Source organism: Laceyella sacchari (assembly GCF_024927925.1).
GTDB classification, from domain to species: Bacteria; Bacillota; Bacilli; order Thermoactinomycetales; family Thermoactinomycetaceae; genus Laceyella; species Laceyella sacchari.
The window spans coordinates 649050-667281 of the sequence record NZ_CP103866.1 but is presented as its reverse complement, the minus strand read 5'-3'; the positions used below and the strand labels follow the sequence as shown (position 1 = coordinate 667281).

Sequence of the window (18232 nt, the reverse complement as noted above, 5' to 3'; positions counted from 1 at the left end):
GATGTTCCTCCTATCTATGATCCGCCGGTGATTCTTATCTCAAGCCGAACAGGATAGCTTCTCCTTCCCGCCGAAGCTCTTCCTCTGTCATCTCCGCTGTCCAGACAGCTAAAAGGTCCAATACGGTCTGCCCTTTCTCCTTCGCATGTTGTGCCAAGTATGCACGAGCGACTGGAACATCACCTTCCCGGTAGGCAAGAATCAGGCCATGCAGCAGATCCCACTCTGTCTGGGGATTGGCCAAACGCTTCGGATGACGCTCTTCCGGTTTTACCAATCGCAATTTGGAACCTTTGCGTACCAATGGCGCATGGAAGCCTCTATCTTCCGCATCTGTACCACGGATGCTGCGGCCCCTGCTGGCGTCGTTGATTCCAAGCATCCGATTCTGAACACTGTATCCCGCCGGACGCATTTCCAGCGCGATGTTCAGCGAACGCGACAAGTTCAATGCCTCGTCATAAGGGAATTCATTAAGCCCAAAAATGCCATAAAGCGTTAATGACATCGCCGCTTCCGGGTTCAGATCTTCCACCTTCAGACGCCCTCGCGTTAGGCGGCTGATCTGGTGCTCTGCCACGACCGCACTGGCCTCGTTCATGGCCCGGATCGGGCTGACAAGTTCATCTCCGTCCAAAACCGGCCAATGCTCCGACAACACCTGCAGCGCCCGTCCGTAACACGCCACCATCTCATCCACGGGATTCAGCTTCAGCGGCTCAAACTCTTTCAGTCCTTCACGAACAGCCGTACGAATACGGTGCGCCACACCGGTGCCACCAAACCCGGTCCAGGTCGCCGGCATTTGGTTGTCCTGCTCCTTTTTGCGACAGGTGAGGAAAATAGAGCTGGCGGCAGCGGCCATCCCTTTTTGGTGCGTGGACTCACCTGCTTCTGATTCCACCGGCATCGACGAGGTAATTGTCCAACCCTGTTCAATCAAGGAACGTGTCAACGCTTCCCATGCCTCTTGTGTTTTATGGGTGAACATGATCGTCAAGATCCCCTCATCTTTCAGTACACGGCGACACTCGGCGAAGATTTCCCCCATCAGTTCTTCATACCGTTGAGCGGCATTTGAATTGGAACCATCCCGGGCCGGATTGGCCACGGCTTCATCCGTTTTGTTGGTCAACCGTCGCTCAAATAAATCAGGGTAAAGGTCCGATAAAGTCCGCTTCTGCCAGACATAGAAATAGTCCGACAGCTCGGCATACTGAACATTGTTGTAATAAGGCGGGTCCACACAGATCAAATCTATGGAACGACCCGGCACTCCAGTATGCGCCGCTGTACCATGAAGAATAGTAACAGGCGGAGCCGCTCCTCTTAATTCCTCATGAAGTGGAGCCACCAATTCTGCTATTCCCTGATAAGCATCTAACACCTGTGATAAAGCCCAATCCGGACCAGAATAAGGTCCTGTATAGATCATCTCCCCAAAGGTCCACTTAAGCGAATAGTCATGACGGCCAAATGTATTCACCAATACACCACGTCCGTAATGCCAACGCGTCTGTTTACTGTTATAATCAAGTAATTTATCAATCACAAATTGCAGATAGGTGACAACCGCCTTGCCTCTCTCCTGACCCAGTTCTTCGAGAATCTGTGGTTTGAGACGGTTCAATTCCTCAACCAAAGTCAGTTGCCCCAACAGCTGCCGTGGCGTAAACATATCGCACCAACGATTCATTCCGGCCCGTAATGGTTCCATTGTCTTATGGCCTTGCGGAATCTTCTCGGTCGGGATTAATCCATCTTGATCCCATGCTTCCCAGCTCTGTTCCAGTTGAAGCCTGGCTTCTTCCAAAGCTTTCAAGTCTTGTTCGTTGGGTGCACGGAAGAACGTGATTTTTTCTGTCTTGATTTCTCCTGCTTTTGTACCACTTTTATACCGCTCCGGTTGTCCGTGTTTGTCCAATTTGGGTTGATAGCGTACCGCCACAACACAGTACAGGCGATCCTTCCATGTTCCCCACGGTGACTCCCCACGTGCCTGTGCTTTGATTTCTTCCGATGGAATCGCCTGGCGGCAGTGAATGCAAAGCCCAACCCCTTTATTTACGGTAGCAAAATCAGGGTCCTCTCCATTCGGACCTTTCTTTCCTTGAAGACGGTAAGGTTCAAATTTTACTGTCCCCCCTTTTTTCTTGCCATCCGTAACAATACGAACTGCCCATTTCTCTCCCTCTTTGGATAGCCAAGAGGTATTTAGGAGAGGAGCTTCTCCTTCACAATGTGGACAGGTGACTTGGCGTGCAAATAAATAGGTGGTCGTCTCTTCCTGATCATATTCTGATACAAGTTCAGGAAATTGCTTCAAATGAGCTCTCAAAAACATTCGTTCGGATTCTGGCAAAGGAAATACACGCGGGAATACCTCATTCAACCGATTATCCAAAACTGAAATCAGTTTTTGACCCCAATTTCCAATTTCCATTTTGAGATTTTTCCCGAAGCGAGCAGGATAATCCAACGTAGCGTATTGGATAACCGTTGCAACAGGATTCAAATCATTAGCAATTGCTCGGTATCCAAGCCTTAACGCTTCAAAGGGAATAGAGCCGCCTCCCGCAGTAGGATCCATTACAGTAATATTTGAATCGCCCCACTCAGGTTGACGGGTATATGCCCTCGAATATCCATACATATTAGGAACACGGACTCCAATATTTTTAGCAATCTCCATCAACTCTTTGAACCAGGCCGGGTCCGCTGCTACTCTTTCAACTCTCAACCTGGTACCCTCTACCGGAAAGGGTTCCGGGAGCGGTTGACTCAGAGTTTGCCATTTTTGAATTGCAGAGTATTCCTGCACATGAGGGGACTGATCTACAATCTGAGCAATCAATTTCCTATGTTCAGCCCTTGTCGCTTTTTCTCGCTGAAGTGCTCGATAAACAACCGCATCTAAATCTAATGTTTCTTGACCAAGTTCATCTCTCGCTACACGTTCTATTAATTTATCATCAAGTATCCACGGCACACCATTCACAATCGCTTGCACCTTTTCTATCCCAAGTTGGCGCAGGAACCAGTCCGGATCAGTTCCGGCTGGTAATAGTGATCCCAAGATCGCCGCTCGACTAGGAGTCAAAGGGCGCCGTGCCCACCAGACATGAAGAAAATAGAGTGGCGGAAGTGCCGAACTAGCTCCTCTCTCTCGCTGAGTCTCCGCCCCAACCTGGTGACAGGGAAAACCCGCTTCAATGAATCGAACTTCCGCTCTTGTTTCGTTCTGAGTTGTCATTTTCTCCTCTCCCATTTCTCTATTTCCGGAGTTTTTGCAGCATATGTTGAATTTCTTCGTCTCCTGGTTGTCCGCCAAGCATGATCCTCATACCGGCCAGTGCCCAACGGCTGGCGGCCTCACCATACTGAGTCGCACGAGTAAACCAGTAGACCGCCTCCTCCCTGCTGAATCGTTCCACTCGCCAAGCCATCAGTTCAACGCGGTCCAAATCAACAACCCTCTCCTGTAATTTGAAAATGAGCGCCAGCTTGGCTCCTGCTTCTTCATCCAAAGGCAAGTTGCCGCGGTATTGAATTCGGTCTTTGTTAAAAAAACGCTGAAGTTCCAAGGGAATACCTGCAACATCATTTACCCTGCTGAGAATCTTTCTGAGAGCTGGCAAACAGCGACGCAAGGGCTGACCATACAACAGCCCTTGGTCTTTAAGCATGGATTTGCCTTCAGCCTGTTCGTCCCCATAAGGACCGTCACCAGTGTAAATCCGTTTCTTAATAACCAGGACAGGAGTCGGTTTGTCTTTGTACTCCGTAAGTCGGAGAACCCAAGGAGCATGATCCAACTCCGGGAGGATACGGTGCTGAAAGTCCCGTTCCAGTTCCCAGTCCTGTACAGTGATTTGATTAACCATAACGACTACCTCACCTACTTTTTATCCAACTCCTTCACAAAGGGACAATCTTCGGCCGGATCCGCGATATCGAGTTCAACCTCTGTTTGCTCCCCGTTTTTTACAATTCCATCAAGCACTTCAAACCATTCTCCCAGTGACTTAATCGTTTGTGGGGATGCATCCTCCAACTGAATTCTCAATGCTCCACCTGCTGGTATTTTAAAGTACAGATCCAGAAAATCGATCTTTGTTTTGCCGCCTTTATTATAGAGACTACCTATCCGCCGAAGAAGAGGCAATACTTTCTCGAGAGCTTCATCCCCCTGGACATGGATGCGGTTGGATCGATCCTCATCAATCCAGCCGTTTTCCTTTGCCTTGGCTTTGGTGACCAAAACATCTTGGGACAGCGGGATATATTGCAATGCTTTTGAACCCGCGATCAGGTTGGGCTTATTCCAAGTATCCCCCTTATTTTGGCAGGCATAAAGCTTAGAATCCTTTAATAAGGAAACGACTGTGTCATCCAGCTCCTTGCGTGTCACTTCTCCCACACTTTCCCGGATGACCTCCTCAATCCGCTGAACACTTACGCTTCCTTCTTTATCTACTACTTCATAAATTTGTTGCTTTAACATCTCCCAATCAACCTTCCGCTCATCAAACCACCCTCGTTGTTTAGCGCCTTGAGGAGTGATAAGCGCAAATGAATCCGACATCAGGTTGACACCCATTGGTGCGTCATTTTTCTCGTGATAAAATTCTTCTGGTCGTGATTGATCAGGAGACTCCAGACGAAATACACACCAAACTCCTTTTTGTACTCCACTGCGAACCAGTTGTTCCAAAGTCGCCCCACTGGCGAGAACCGGCCAACTTCGGATACAAGCAAAAGAATGTTTTAGCTCTTCAACAGTGACCGTGTCCCCGTGTTCAAAAAACAATTTACTGAGGTTGAAAAGGTCTGACCGGTTGTTATTTCGCTCAGTAAGCAACTCTCCTGCTTCAATGAGAGCCTCCCGGATCAGCTCGATAAAGGAAATACCGCTTTCTCCGCCGGTTGTTTTAATTTCCTTACGGACAATATGCCCGGCTGTAGACGGATAATAAAGGCTGATATAGATATCTGCAACAGCGGTCATGAGCGCTTGCTCCCGCTCTGCCTTTCGCTTGCTGAACCCGCTCTCTTCCAACCGTTTCGGATTAACCCCGAAGTTTTGCGGATTCTTAGCCAGATCCCGCATCGCCAGAACTTGTCGGGCAATGGAATCTATTCGGTTACGTACATCCTGTGACTTGGCTCCTTGCCCCGGAAACAATTCCAGACCGGTATCGATCTCTCCAATCTTGACCGTTTCAGGCACCAGCAGAAAGACCAGATTTTGTTGCAGACGCGGTTTGCTTGCCCCCGCCATTGTCACCATGGTCTCGATGTCGATCGTTTCCACTGTAGGCGACACAATTCCAAGAATCGGCTTTCCTTTCCCGTCCGGCAAATGTTCCGGTTGGAAAACGTCATGTTCGACATGAAACAATCCACCTTTATCAGCCTTAATAATATTCCGTGCCGTATTCTCAAGCAAGCTCTTCACTTGGGGATGAGTTATTCCATTACGAATGCGTGCCAAGATACTGTTAATCGTAGGTTCGTCGCTGGCGTAGTATTTTCCTTGTTCAAAGCGGAGATAGTAGGCACTTTCGGCAATCTCCTCCAAGGCGGTGCGCACCTGGGGCGGTGTCATCCCAGGGAACGAAACACTGAACAACGCCTCCGATTCTGTAATCCCGAAAATCTTGGACGGAATCCCTTCATCCCTGCCCACCAAGCTATGTAGAAATACGGTTTTCCAAGTGTACTCGAACAGTGGATGCCCTTCGGGATGAGGATTATTCTGATCCGCCCTCTCTGCGTTGCTGAGTCCCCCGTCCAACGATTCAGTGTCCACGCTGCCAATATCGGCATTGAGCACCAGCAAAAGATCGGAACTCCCTGTCCGTCCAAGAACCTCATTTACAACCCGTTCGGTCCGGAGGTCCAGATGACAAGTATGAATCATAGGAACATCAATCTGCTTTTTCCATAAACTCCGTACTGCGAGAGACAGAACGCGGAGCACTCCCCGTGTCCCTTGGAAGTTTTCAGCTTCGGCCAATTTTTTATTTAGGAAATCTACCAAAGTGGGATGGAACGGGTAATTGGCAATCATCCGATCACGGTATCGCTCACTTGTGGCCTCCTCTGGAAGCAGATTACTGTTTCGGCGATACATCGCCATATACTCTTCTGCAGTTTCTGTTGCAGACAAACGATTTACAGAGACAAACAGCCGTTTCGCTAACACGGAAGAAATTTCAGTTGCCTGCACAGGTGTTACTTGAACCGCGTCTCGTGCCACTACGCTGGTGATATCCTTGATTGCCTTTTCGCTGATTCCCACGGCGTCATCCTCTGTGATTTCTTCTCCTCGAACAACCTCAATTAATTCAGCCAGACGTTCAGTTTGTCTGGCAAATGCATCTGTGGAACTGGCAAGTGTCAAAACAATTGCGATCCCAGGATGATTTCGAGCATAACCATGAAGTGTCATCAAAAATGCCGCCAATTGGTTCGCGCCGTCTGGTCGTGCAGCTTCCAAACGCGCGGCATACTGAGCCAACTCATCCAGCATGAGAAGAACTTTCCTTCCGCCAAATACCTTATCAAAATAGATGCGCCCCGGTGCAGCATAGGAAGTAGCTTCTTCCTCTACTTCTTTATATAGAGATTCACCACCGATTTGATATGCGATCTCACCCCAGAGCGTATACGGAATGAGATTTTTCCCTTTTGATTTATGTACCGGGATTTCATCCCCTGCCACACCAACGACAGATACTGAGCCTGGTACAGGAAGCAAATTCGGATCGAGAATTTCTCCTATTGATCCTTCAAGTTTTTTACCCTGATAAGCAATATGTGTACAAGCAATCAAAGTATGCGTTTTTCCCCCACCAAATGCCGTTTCCAAACGATGAATTGCAGGAACTGTCATATCTCCTGCAATTCGGCTGAAAACTTCTGTTAATGTGGTTTTCAAACCTTGCGTGGGGTAGGTCGCTTCATCAAAAAACTGTTGTGCATTCGTATAAATATGATCAATTGAGCTACGTCCCGTACGATAGAAGTCAATAATCGGGCTGAGCGAAGCAGTAAATACTTCCGGATTAAATGTTCCCGCCAATATCTCAGGGCGCGGTTGGCAAGTCTGTAAAACAGAAATCATATGTTGCCCCCCTTGTTAAATTTTGTATTGTGAAAATAACTTTAGCAGGTTGACTTTAAGCCCATTTCATCTCTCCCGTTTCTTTCTTATCTTGTATTTTTTCTTTTCCAGACCAACAGGAAATAAAATAAGTAATTAATATATAACAAATAAAATAATTTTAACTACAGAAATTATCTGCTGCTTTCCTGTGGAGTCGGGAAACAAAGAATTAACTCCAACTGTAGTACTAGTGTGTGATAATCTTCCACCCATTCTTTCTTTTTCGTGTTAGAATCCCACCATCATGAATTTGGAGTTAGCTGGGAAGTGGAAATAAATCTCCACCTACTTTCAAGAACCTATTACCGAACGACGCAAGTAGATTCGTTACCAATGCTATCTGCCATTTCTAGTAATAATCTTTGTTTAATCTTCTTTAAGATGAACGACTTTACTTTCTTAATTCAGCAAAAATAATCACAATAAGTTTAACAGATAAAATCACCGTCTTCAAAAATGCTTTTCTCATCATTTAAAAACGATAAAGCAGCATTCTGTGTACAGGTATCAAAGACCAGAGCGTCTGACTACGAAGAATTCATGCTTTTTTCTTGATCATCCTATAATCACCTGATAATTGTAAAATTGCTCGTGCTAATATTAATATCATGAGCAATTTTAGCTCCCATTCTAACATATCCTTTCTATTTCTTTAAAATTAACCATACTGCCAATAAAACACATATCATAATCTAATGTGTACTATGTCTCTTACAACATCTCTATCTAATATAGTATCTCTTCTACTAATTCAGACAAATCGCTTACCATTACAGTTAAAAATAACATCAGGCTCATTCTCCTTTCACTCTTGAAATGTAAATATCGCTTTTTTTTATACAATACTACAATTATACCATATATTTACCGACAACTGCTTTTGGTCAGGAGAAAACTCCATTTGGCCGATAATAAGAGCAAATTCATCTTCTAGTTCAATATTATGATTTATTTCCGTCCATGAGCGAAAAATGGTTTCTCCCGTCTGTAAATCAATCCAAGCAGCTCCATCTTCTTCACCTCTCTTGTCATAATTTTTACATGCATCTAATACTAGCCAGCGCCCGTCTTGACTAAGCCGCATTTCACAAGAGTATTTGTATATATGGTCATTCTGAATTTGACGCAAACAGCTCAGATCCGATGTGCTTCGTATCTCAATCCGACCAAGCGACGAAGCCAACATTGCAAACCAATCCCCGTCTGAGGAAAATTCTAGGCTTGTAATATGAGTTGTTTCAAACCCATCTTCATATGTGAGTTCCGGTGTGTAACGCCAACGGCCTAGCTGGCCACGGTTCTTTATCACAAACAGCTCATCTTTGACTGGGTGAAGATATACCTGCCGATTTCCCGGATAATTTTCACACCATTCACCAGGTTCCAGTTCTTTTGGGGATGACAAAGGCTTTTCAGTATCATGAGCTTTCATTTTTATTTTCCTCACTTCCACTCAATCACTTGCAACTCCTGATCTGTCGCCACCCGAATTTTATCCCCATCACGATGCCAACCAATGGCGTAAATATAGTTTCCGTTCACTTTCATCTTCCGCTTCAATGTTCCATTTTCCATATCAAAGAATAGCATCTGACCACCCGGGGCTGTGCAAACTACTTCCGTTTCTCCAACCAATACTTTTGCCCCATATCCATAAGGTTCATAATTTCCCTCTACAACTCCCTGTTCCCAGCCGGTTAAGCTAGCATCGATCGTTACCCTCCATAACTCTTCCTGATGTGTTGTTGATAGGGCAATCAACTCTCCTAGCCATCCAGGGGTAAAGTGCTCACGATATTCGTCAAACTTCCAATCTCCCGGTTTCATTGTCTTAAAACAGACCATGCGGGTGGAATCAGCATGATAACAAAAGTCAGATATGTTTTCAGCGATCCAATAACTTAATGGCGTCTCTTCTATCCGTTGGTCTTTATGATGTAGGTTCTTAAAGAAGTTTATTTCTGAAATATAACAATCATACCATATATTCACCGCCAACTGCTTTTGGTCAGGAGAAAACTTCATTTGACCGATAAAAGTAGCATATTCATCTTCTAGTTTAATATTATTATTCATTTCCTCCCATGTACGAAAAATCGTTTCTCCCGTCTGTAAATCAATCCAAGCAGCTCCATCTTCTGCACCTCTCTTGTCATAATTTTTACATGCATCCAACACCAGCCAGCGTCCGTCTTGACTTAGACACATTTCAGAAGACTCATCATATATGAACTCTTTCTGAATTTGACGCAAACAGCTCAAATCATCTGTGCTTCTTATCTCTATCCGACCAAGTGATGGAAGCAATATTACAAACCACTCCCCATCAGGGGAAAATCTTAAGCATCTCATCTCAGCTAATTCATATCCATCCACATATGTGAGTTCCGGTGTATAACGCCAACGTCCTAGCTGACCAGCTTGTCTTATCACAAACAGCTCATCTTTGAACGGATGTAGGTATATCTGCCGTATTATATCAAAATAACATTCACACCATGCACCAGGTTCCAGTTCCTTTGGGGAAGATAATGGCTTTTCTGTGTTATGCGCTTTCATTTTTATGCAACTCCTCTTGTGAAGGTTGATTTCAGCCAATAACATTCAGGGAGCCGTATTGGCTGTGGCTCCCTGATCATTCTTATTCTAGCTTGAAGAGATTTGTTTTTTGCACGATCACCTTAATATCATCACTCTTTAAAACCGTTAATTGAAGTATAACAGCTTGGACACACTGATCTTTCTTGTTTCCATGAATATAAACATCACTTCCACTCAATCACTTGTAGTTCCTGATCTGTCGCCACCCGGATTTTGTCCCCATCACGATGCCAGCCAATGGCGTAAATGTAGTTTCCGTTCACTTTCATCTTCCGCTTCAATCTTCCGTTTTCCATATCAAAGAATAGCAACTGACCACCCGGGGCTGTGCAAACTACTTCCTTTTCTCCAACCCATACTTTGCCTGCATATCCTTTAGAACCATAAGTACCTTCTGAGATTCCCCATTCCAAGCCGGTCAAGCGATAATCGATCGTTACCCGCCACAATTCATCCTGACGCGTTGTTGATAGGGCGATCAACTCTCCTACCCATCCAGAGGAATAGTGTTGACGATCACTCATTTTCCATTCACTCGGACCCATCGTCTTAAAACAGAACAGGTTGGTGGAATTAGCGTGGAAACAAAAATCAGAAATTCTGTCACCGATATGATAACTTAATGGCTGTTCTTCCACGGGTTGATGTTTATGATGCAAGTTCGGAAAGAGATGCAACACTGCACTACTACAATATTTCCACTCATTCACCGCCAGCTGCTTTTGGTCAGGTGAAAGCTCCATTTGCGCAACAATAATACTAGATTCAACTTGACTAAGACTAATATAATTCATTTTCGACCATGTAAGAAAAATGGTTTCTCCCGTCTGTAAATCAATCCAAGTAGCTCCATCTTCTTCACCTCTCTTGTCATAATTTTTACATGCATCCAACACCAGGGGTGGTTATTACAGGTGATTTGTTTTTATGGAAAATCAAGCATTGGTCAAAAATATTAGCCAAGCTTTATACCTATCTTTCCCATTAGAAAATATGGGGTTTTATAAATCCCAACTAATCTTTCCTAGGCAGAGACTCTCTTTATTCCGAAGTATTGAGTATTGTTATAAATCAAAGTTATCAGGATCAGGACCAATACGATAATCTCTATTAAGGTTATTTAAAAGATCAATATCGATTTGGTCGAGATTAAAGTCAAATAAATCAGCATTCTCTTTAATGCGATCTTTATTTACTGACTTTGGGATTGTAACAACACCAAGTTGAATATTCCAGCGTAATACAATTTGCGCACAAGTTTTGTTATACTTCTTCGCTAGCGTTTTAATTTGAGGAATATTTACTACTTTACCCTTCATAAGTGGACTCCATGCTTCCAATTGAATATTATGCTCTTTGCAGAAAGTATGTAAACTCTTTTGTGTCAAATATGGGTGAAACTCTACTTGATTAACCATGGGTTTCACTTGACAATCCTTCAATAAATCTTGCAAATGATGTTCTTGAAAGTTGCTCACACCAATTGCTCTCACAAAACCTTCTTTATATAGCTTTTCAAGTGCTTTCCACGTTTCTTTATATTTTCCTTTAACTGGCCAATGAATTAAAAATAAATCTATATATTCTAAATCTAATTTCTTGCGACTCTCTTCAAAAGCATTTAGAGTTGATTCGTATCCTTGATGAATATTCCATACTTTAGTAGTAATAAATAATTCATTGCGTGAGACATCTACTTTTTTAATTGCTTTGCCCACGCTTTCTTCATTTTTATAATTCGCTGCTGTATCGATACTACGGTAACCAATTTGAACTGCTGATTTTATTGTATTCACCACTTCCTCTTCCTCATAAACTTTCCATAGACCAATTCCTAACCAAGGTATTAATACCCCATTATTTAATATAGCAGTATCTGTAATCTTCTTTACCATTATGTCACCTCTTATCCTAATATTTGAGATAATCGACCGAAATGTTAATTAAATATAATGATTATAATTCTAAGTATATTATATAAATCCTAAATATAATCCATAAGTTTCATGCATTACCTTATTATAAAAGCCTATTTTTAGGGTTATACCTCCTTCCAAGTTAGCTCTCTGTCTTTCTCGATTTCTTTCCCAAAACACAGCAATATTATTATTTATTTATACACTTTCCATCCTTCAATACTCATATTTTACCTGTTAAATATGTTACTAAGCATATAACCAGAGTCCAATATTTTATTGGACTCTGGAACTTGAAGATTTATTTACATCATTTAATGATAAAATTAGATCAGCTTTATTTTCTTTCATTAATCGTCTGCTTTAACTCAACAATCACTTCATCTAGCGCCTTAGTCTCTTGCTCTTTAACACCCCGCTTACGTACATTGACTGTACCATCTTTTACTTCTTTTTCACCAATTACAAACATATATGGTATTTTTTGAATCTCAGCTTCACGAATTTTGTAACCTACTTTTTCATCACGTACATCTAACTCCACTCTAATTCCGTTTTTCTCCAATTGGTCAGCTACATCTTTAGAATAGTCATTAAATGTGCGTGATATTGGAATTACTTTAACTTGAACAGGTGCAAGCCAGAGCGGAAATGCTCCAGCATAATGTTCTACAAGTACTCCTATAAATCGGTCTACGGATCCAAATATAGCTCTGTGAATTACAACTGGACGGTGTTTTTCGTTGTCTTCACCAACATAAGAGAGATCAAACTTCTCTGGCATCTGAAAGTCTAACTGAATCGTAGCACATTGATGACTACGTTTTAAAGCATCTCGAATATGGAAATCGATTTTCGGACCATAGAAAGCACCATCGCCTTCATTAATTCGATACTGTATGCCAGAGCGATCTAATACATTCTTCAAAGCTGTTTCCGCTTTTTCCCACAGTTCGTCCGATCCCATAGAGTTTTCCGGACGGGTAGATAGTTCCACAGAATAAGGGAAACCGAAAACGGAGTATACCCGACCCACCAGATTTATCGCCGAATTTACTTCATCTTCAATCTGCTCTGGTCGGACAAAGATATGTGCATCATCTTGGGTAAAAGTACGCACACGGAACATCCCGTTTAAAGCTCCAGACAACTCATGTCGATGAACTTGGCCAAACTCAGCCCATCGCAAGGGTAAATCACGATAAGAACGAATTTCATTTTTGAAAATTAACATGTGTCCCGGACAATTCATTGGTTTAAGAGCAAATTTTACATCATCGACATCAGTGAAGTACATATTTTCCCGGTAATGTTCCCAGTGGCCAGATTGCTCCCACAAACGCTGGTTCATTATCAACGGTGTCCGTACTTCTTCATAACCAGCTTTTTTTTGTAGTTCGCGTGATAGTTCTTCAAGCTGATTACGGATAACCATTCCGTTTGGAAGGTAGAAAGGCATACCAGGTGCCTCTTCCGAGAACATATACAATTTTAATTCACGCCCAATTTTTCGATGATCCCTTTTTCGTGCTTCTTCAAGAAATTGAAGATGTTCATCCAACTGTGCTTTCTTGGGCCAAGCTGTTCCATATATACGTTGAAGCATTTTGTTATTGGAATCGCCTCTCCAATAAGCCCCTGCAACTGTTAGCAACTTAAACGCTTTAATTTTTCCCGTCGATGGCAAATGAGGACCGCGACATAAATCGAAAAATTCCCCTTGCTCATAAATGCTAATCACCTCATCTTCAGGAAGATCGTTGATTAGTTCTAATTTGAGGTGATCACCCACTTGCTCATAAATATTGATGGCCTCTTTACGAGTGACTACTTTGCGGATAATTGGAAGATCTTCCTTCACAATTCTATTCATTTCATCTTCAATTTTTGGTAAGTCTTCAGGTGTAAGACGGACAGGAAGATCAACATCATAATAAAATCCATCTTCGATCACTGGTCCAATACCTAACTTTACATCTGGATAAAGGCGTTTTAGAGCTTGAGCCATTAGATGTGCAGTGCTGTGGCGATATACTTCCAATCCATCTTCGTCATCGATGGTTAAGATCTTTACTTCTGCCTTATCAGGTACTTTTGAACTCAAATCGACAATTTCCCCATTTACTGAACCAGCTACTGCTTTCTTTAATAGACCTTTGCTAATGGATTCGGCAATGTCAGAAACTGAAACCGATTTTTCAAACTCCTTAATCGAACCATCTGGCAATTTAACGGATACACTCATAATTCCCATCTCCTTTTTTCATGATCAATTTGATACAAATTGACCTGGTTTTAATACAAATAAAAACACCCGTTCCTCAAGGGACGAGCGTCTGTCGTGGTTCCACCCTTATTTAATCTTACTTAATACAAATAAGATCCTCAGGACACAGATAACGGTGTGCAAACCGGTAACAGTTATTAGTGAAGTTCACGTTCCCTGTTACAGCTCGAAGGTGGTAAATATTTTCCCATAGGGCACAGGGGCTTTCAGCCAAGACCCCCGCTCTCTGAAGCCATAGAAAAATATTCATGTCCTCGTCACAGCTGCAAATCAAAAGATTTTGTATTCATTTTACTTTTCCAAGATTAAGCCGTCAAGTATCCATATCATTTGCTTTAGAAAAATTTATTTTGTTTGGATAACCCTATTTATATCCATTTCATCATGTCATAATACTCAGCTCGACAATATTATTAATCTGATCACATTTCTAAACGAATGCTTATTTGGTGTTAAAGTTCAAAAAAATATCATATGATAATTTATTTCAAAAATTCAACAGAAACTAAGTGCAGCATAAACTATGTGTAAGGAAGTAAAATCTCCTATATACCTAAAAACTATACAGACCGCTAAACTAATATAGTCTATAACAATAAAAATGGCACTTTTCAATCTTCCTTGCAACTCGAATTTAGTTTTTGAAATATAATTATTTTTTATGTATGACTTTTTAATTGCAACAAAAATGGAATTAGAGTTAAATGAATCAGTAAAATAATTAATATATTTTTATACTTAAAAATTAACTGGAGAAAATCACATACACGAACTATTAGAACAGAGATTCTATACAGTTGAAGTATTAAAAAACAAGAACAAATTATCAGCCAAAAAATACAAGATGCTCAAGAACGTATTGAAAAGTTACAAAATGAGATCTACACAGAAGAAGCAAATACAAAAAGAAAAAAATGAATACGTCCCTAATATCAAAAATGTGTTATCTGCTTATCATGAAACAGATGACATTAAAAAAAAATCGCCTCCTCAAGTCTGTACTTGAGAAAGCGACCTATCTTAGAAAAAAGCTGATGAGTCTAAAGTTGAACTGTTTCCTCGAATTTAACCCTCTTGTTTCTTCCCAAAGAAATGCTTCAACGCCTCATATACTTGCGCTTTTTCTCTGATCACAAAATAAGAGAACCGATCTTCTTTTACATGCCGGTAAGCGCTCATCAAGGTGCTGTTGCGGTTGTACTGGTTTACTTCTCCGTAGCCAAAGAGGTTGGATCGTTTAAGGATTTCCTTGACCAGTCCAACACACCGTTCGTTGTCGGAGCTGAGGTTATCCCCGTCGGAGAAGTGAAAGGGATAGATGTTGTAGCGGTCTGGGGGATAGTGGCTGTCGATGACTTCGAGGGCTTTGCGGTAAGCAGAGGAACAGATGGTTCCCCCGCTTTCCCCTTTGGTAAAAAAGGATTCTTCGCTCACGATTTTGGCTTCGGTGTGGTGTGCGATGAAGACGATCTCGACGTTTTCGTATTTGGTGCGGAGGAAACGAACCATCCAGAAAAAGAAGCTGCGGGCGATGTATTTTTCAAAGACGCCCATGGAGCCAGATGTGTCCATCATGGCGATGACGACAGCATTGGAGTGGGGTACGACGACGTCATCCCACGTTTTGAAGCGCAGGTCGTCGTCATGGATGCGGATTTTTTTGCGACCAGTCATAGCATTTCGCTTGATGGCGGAGAGCAAAGTGCGGCGTTTGTCGATGTTGCCCATCAGGCCTTTTTTGCGGACGTCGTTGAACCGGATGTCATCAGTGGTGATTTCCAGTTGTTCTTTGCGCTCGAGGTGGGGCAGCTCCATTTCGGCGAAGAGCATCCCTTCCAGCTCAGCGATGGAGATTTCTGCTTCATAATAATCCACGCCCGCTTGGTCACCGGCGCCTTGACCTTTGCCCGGCCCGGCTTGGCCCGACGACGAATCCTTGCCCAATACATCCCCAACTTTGCTGTCGCCATTGCCTTGGCCGACGTGTTTACCTTTGTTGTAGTTGTAGCGAAAGCGATATTCTTCCATGGAGCGGATGGGGATTTTGATAATCTGTTGCCCGTCGGACATAATGATACTTTCTTCGCTGACCAGGTCAGGCAAATTTTTGCGGATGGCTTCTTTCACCTTCTCTTGATGGCGGCGTTGGTCTTCATAACCCTTGCGGTGAAGCGACCAGTCTTCCTCTGACACGCTGAAATGGGGGTGTGACATACCTTTCACCTCCCGGATGGAATCTGGGTGACTAACAAGGGAACCATTTGCAACACCAGCTTAACGATTCAACAGGCTGCCTACATAGCGAAGCAGTTCATTGGCGCTGGCCGGGGTATACCCGTAATCCTCGACGAGGCGCTTGATCACCTCATTGATTTTTTTCAATTGGTTTTCGTCTGGCGTCTTGGTGGTGGTGGTGATTTTTACTACGTCTTTCAAGTCAGCAAACAGCTTTTTCTGGATCGCTTCCCGCAGGCGAGGGTGGGTGTTGTAATCAAAACGCTTGCCTTTGCGGGCATAAGCGGAAATGCGGATGAGAATCTCTTCGCGGAATGCTTTTTTGGCGTTTTCAGAAATGCCGATTTGCTCTTCGATCGAGCGCATCAGCTTTTCATCTGGCTCCAGCTCCTCTCCAGTGATCGGATCGCGGATCTTTTGCCAGTTGCAATACGCTTCGACATTGTCGAGATAATTGTCCATCAAGGTTTTAGCCGATTCTTCATAGGAGTAGACAAAGGCTTTTTGCACTTCTTTTTTGGCGATTTCATCGTATTCTTTGCGGGCGATGGAAATGAAGTTGAGGAATTTTTCACGTTGTTCGGGGGTGATGGACGGGTGCTGATCCAGTCCTTCCTTGAGGGAGCGCAAGATATCTAATGCTCCGACAAAGTTGGCTTCTGTTTTGATCAATGCGCTGGAGATACGGTTGATCACATAGCGAGGGTCGATGCCATCCATGCCTTCGTCGAGATGCTCATTGCGCAGTTCCTCGATATCGATGTCGGCCATGCCTTCGACTGATTCGCCGTCATAAAGGCGCATCTTTTTGAGCAGGTCGACACCTTGCTTCTTGGATTCTTTCAGGCGGGTCAGGACGGAGAAGATAGCGGCAGCTCTAAGCGAATGTGGGGCGATGTGGATGTGAGCCAGGTCACTTTGTTGGATCAATTTTTTGTAGATGTTTTCTTCTTGCGTAACACTTAAGTTATACGGCACCGGCATTACAATGATCCGTGATTGAAGCGCTTCGTTCTTTTTGTTGGCGATAAAAGCTTTGTACTCCGTCTCATTGGTATGGGCCACAATCACTTCATCGGCGGAGATCAAGGCGAAGCGGCCTGCTTTGAAGTTCCCTTCTTGGGTCAGGGAAAGCAAATTCCACAAAAACTTCTCATCGCACTTCAACATCTCCTGAAACTCCATCAGTCCGCGGTTGGCTTTATTCAGCTCTCCATCAAACCGGTAAGCGCGCGGATCGGATTCTGAACCATACTCGGTGATGGTGGAGAAATCGATGCTACCGGTCAAGTCGGCGATGTCTTGCGATTTTGGGTCAGAGGGACTAAATGTGCCGATTCCGATGCGCTCATCTTCGGACAAGAGTACCCTCTCAACGATCACATCTTCGATACGGCCTCCATACTCTTCTTGCAACCGGAAGCGGCAAGAGGGACATAGATTGCCTTCAATGCGGACGCCAAACTCTTGTTCAAATTCAGGACGAAGTTCACGCGGTATCAGGTTGAGCGGTTCTTCATGCATCGGGCATCCCTTAATGCCGTAAAGGGCGCCCTCATCGGTGCGCGAGTATTCTTCCAACCCCTTTTTGAGCAAAGTGACAATGGTAGATTTCCCGCCGCTGACAGGTCCCATCAACAGCAGAATCCGTTTGCGCACATCCAAGCGGCGCGCGGCCGAGTGGAAATATTCTTCGACGAGGCGTTCAATGGCACGCTCCAGTCCGAATAATTCCTTGCTGAAGAAAAGGTATTTTTTATTCCCTTGCGAGTCGGTTTCAATACCGGCTTTGGCGATCATGTTATAAACGCGGGAATGCGCGGTTTGAGCTACTCGGGGATTTTTCTTTATGATATCCAGGTACTCGGCGAAGGTTCCTTCCCATTGAAGTTCTTTCTCACGGTTTCGATACTCGGCAATGCGCTTGAGAATATCCATGGAAAGCCTCCTCTCCTTCGGTCAAGCGACCAAACAAGGTGTTTGATTTTTCTGAATAAAAATCTGAAAAGATTTTCAATTTCA

10 protein-coding genes and 1 other annotated feature are annotated in these 18232 nt (G+C 43.6%); all 10 genes read right to left on the bottom strand.

What is annotated here, in order from left to right; translation table 11 throughout:
* Window positions 1-34: 34 nt before the first annotated feature.
* Entirely contained in the window at window positions 35-3253 is a 3219-nt protein-coding gene (locus NYR52_RS03500) for a DUF1156 domain-containing protein (RefSeq protein ID WP_259436286.1), read from the bottom strand.
* Between the two features lie 19 nt (window positions 3254-3272).
* Window positions 3273-3884 carry a DUF7680 family protein gene (locus NYR52_RS03495; RefSeq protein ID WP_259436285.1) on the bottom strand — a complete coding sequence of 204 codons (612 nt, stop codon included), beginning with the start codon at window positions 3882-3884 and terminating at the stop codon, window positions 3273-3275.
* Window positions 3885-3898: 14 nt separating this feature from the next.
* Window positions 3899-7129, bottom strand: coding sequence for an ATP-binding protein (locus tag NYR52_RS03490; RefSeq protein WP_259436284.1), 3231 nt, complete (start codon window positions 7127-7129; stop codon window positions 3899-3901).
* Window positions 7130-8006: 877 nt separating this feature from the next.
* Window positions 8007-8624: a WD40 repeat domain-containing protein gene (locus tag NYR52_RS03485; RefSeq protein WP_054095858.1), complete on the bottom strand. Its 618-nt coding sequence runs from the start codon at window positions 8622-8624 to the stop codon at window positions 8007-8009.
* Entirely contained in the window at window positions 8615-9730 is a 1116-nt protein-coding gene (locus NYR52_RS03480; RefSeq protein ID WP_259436283.1) for a WD40 repeat domain-containing protein, read from the bottom strand. Before NYR52_RS03480 ends, NYR52_RS03485 begins: the two co-directional genes overlap by 10 nt.
* 206 nt (window positions 9731-9936) lie before the next feature.
* The gene (locus NYR52_RS03475; protein WP_259436282.1) at window positions 9937-10296 is read right to left on the bottom strand and encodes a hypothetical protein; all 360 of its coding nucleotides are present in this window, start codon (window positions 10294-10296) and stop codon (window positions 9937-9939) included.
* A gap of 540 nt (window positions 10297-10836) precedes the next feature.
* Window positions 10837-11667, bottom strand: coding sequence for an aldo/keto reductase (locus NYR52_RS03470; RefSeq protein ID WP_259436281.1), 831 nt, complete (start codon window positions 11665-11667; stop codon window positions 10837-10839).
* 358 nt (window positions 11668-12025) lie between these two features.
* Complete coding sequence (gene thrS / locus NYR52_RS03465) at window positions 12026-13933, bottom strand: threonine--tRNA ligase (RefSeq protein ID WP_259436280.1); 1908 nt, start codon at window positions 13931-13933, stop codon at window positions 12026-12028.
* 76 nt (window positions 13934-14009) lie between these two features.
* Window positions 14010-14245: a binding site (T-box leader), on the bottom strand.
* Window positions 14246-15040: 795 nt separating this feature from the next.
* Window positions 15041-16189, bottom strand: coding sequence for a sporulation protein YhbH (gene yhbH / locus NYR52_RS03460; RefSeq protein ID WP_132219671.1), 1149 nt, complete (start codon window positions 16187-16189; stop codon window positions 15041-15043).
* A 60-nt stretch (window positions 16190-16249) separates the two neighbouring features.
* Entirely contained in the window at window positions 16250-18148 is a 1899-nt protein-coding gene (prkA, locus tag NYR52_RS03455; protein ID WP_259436279.1) for an ATP-dependent protease PrkA, read from the bottom strand.
* Between the last annotated feature and the right edge of the window lie 84 nt (window positions 18149-18232).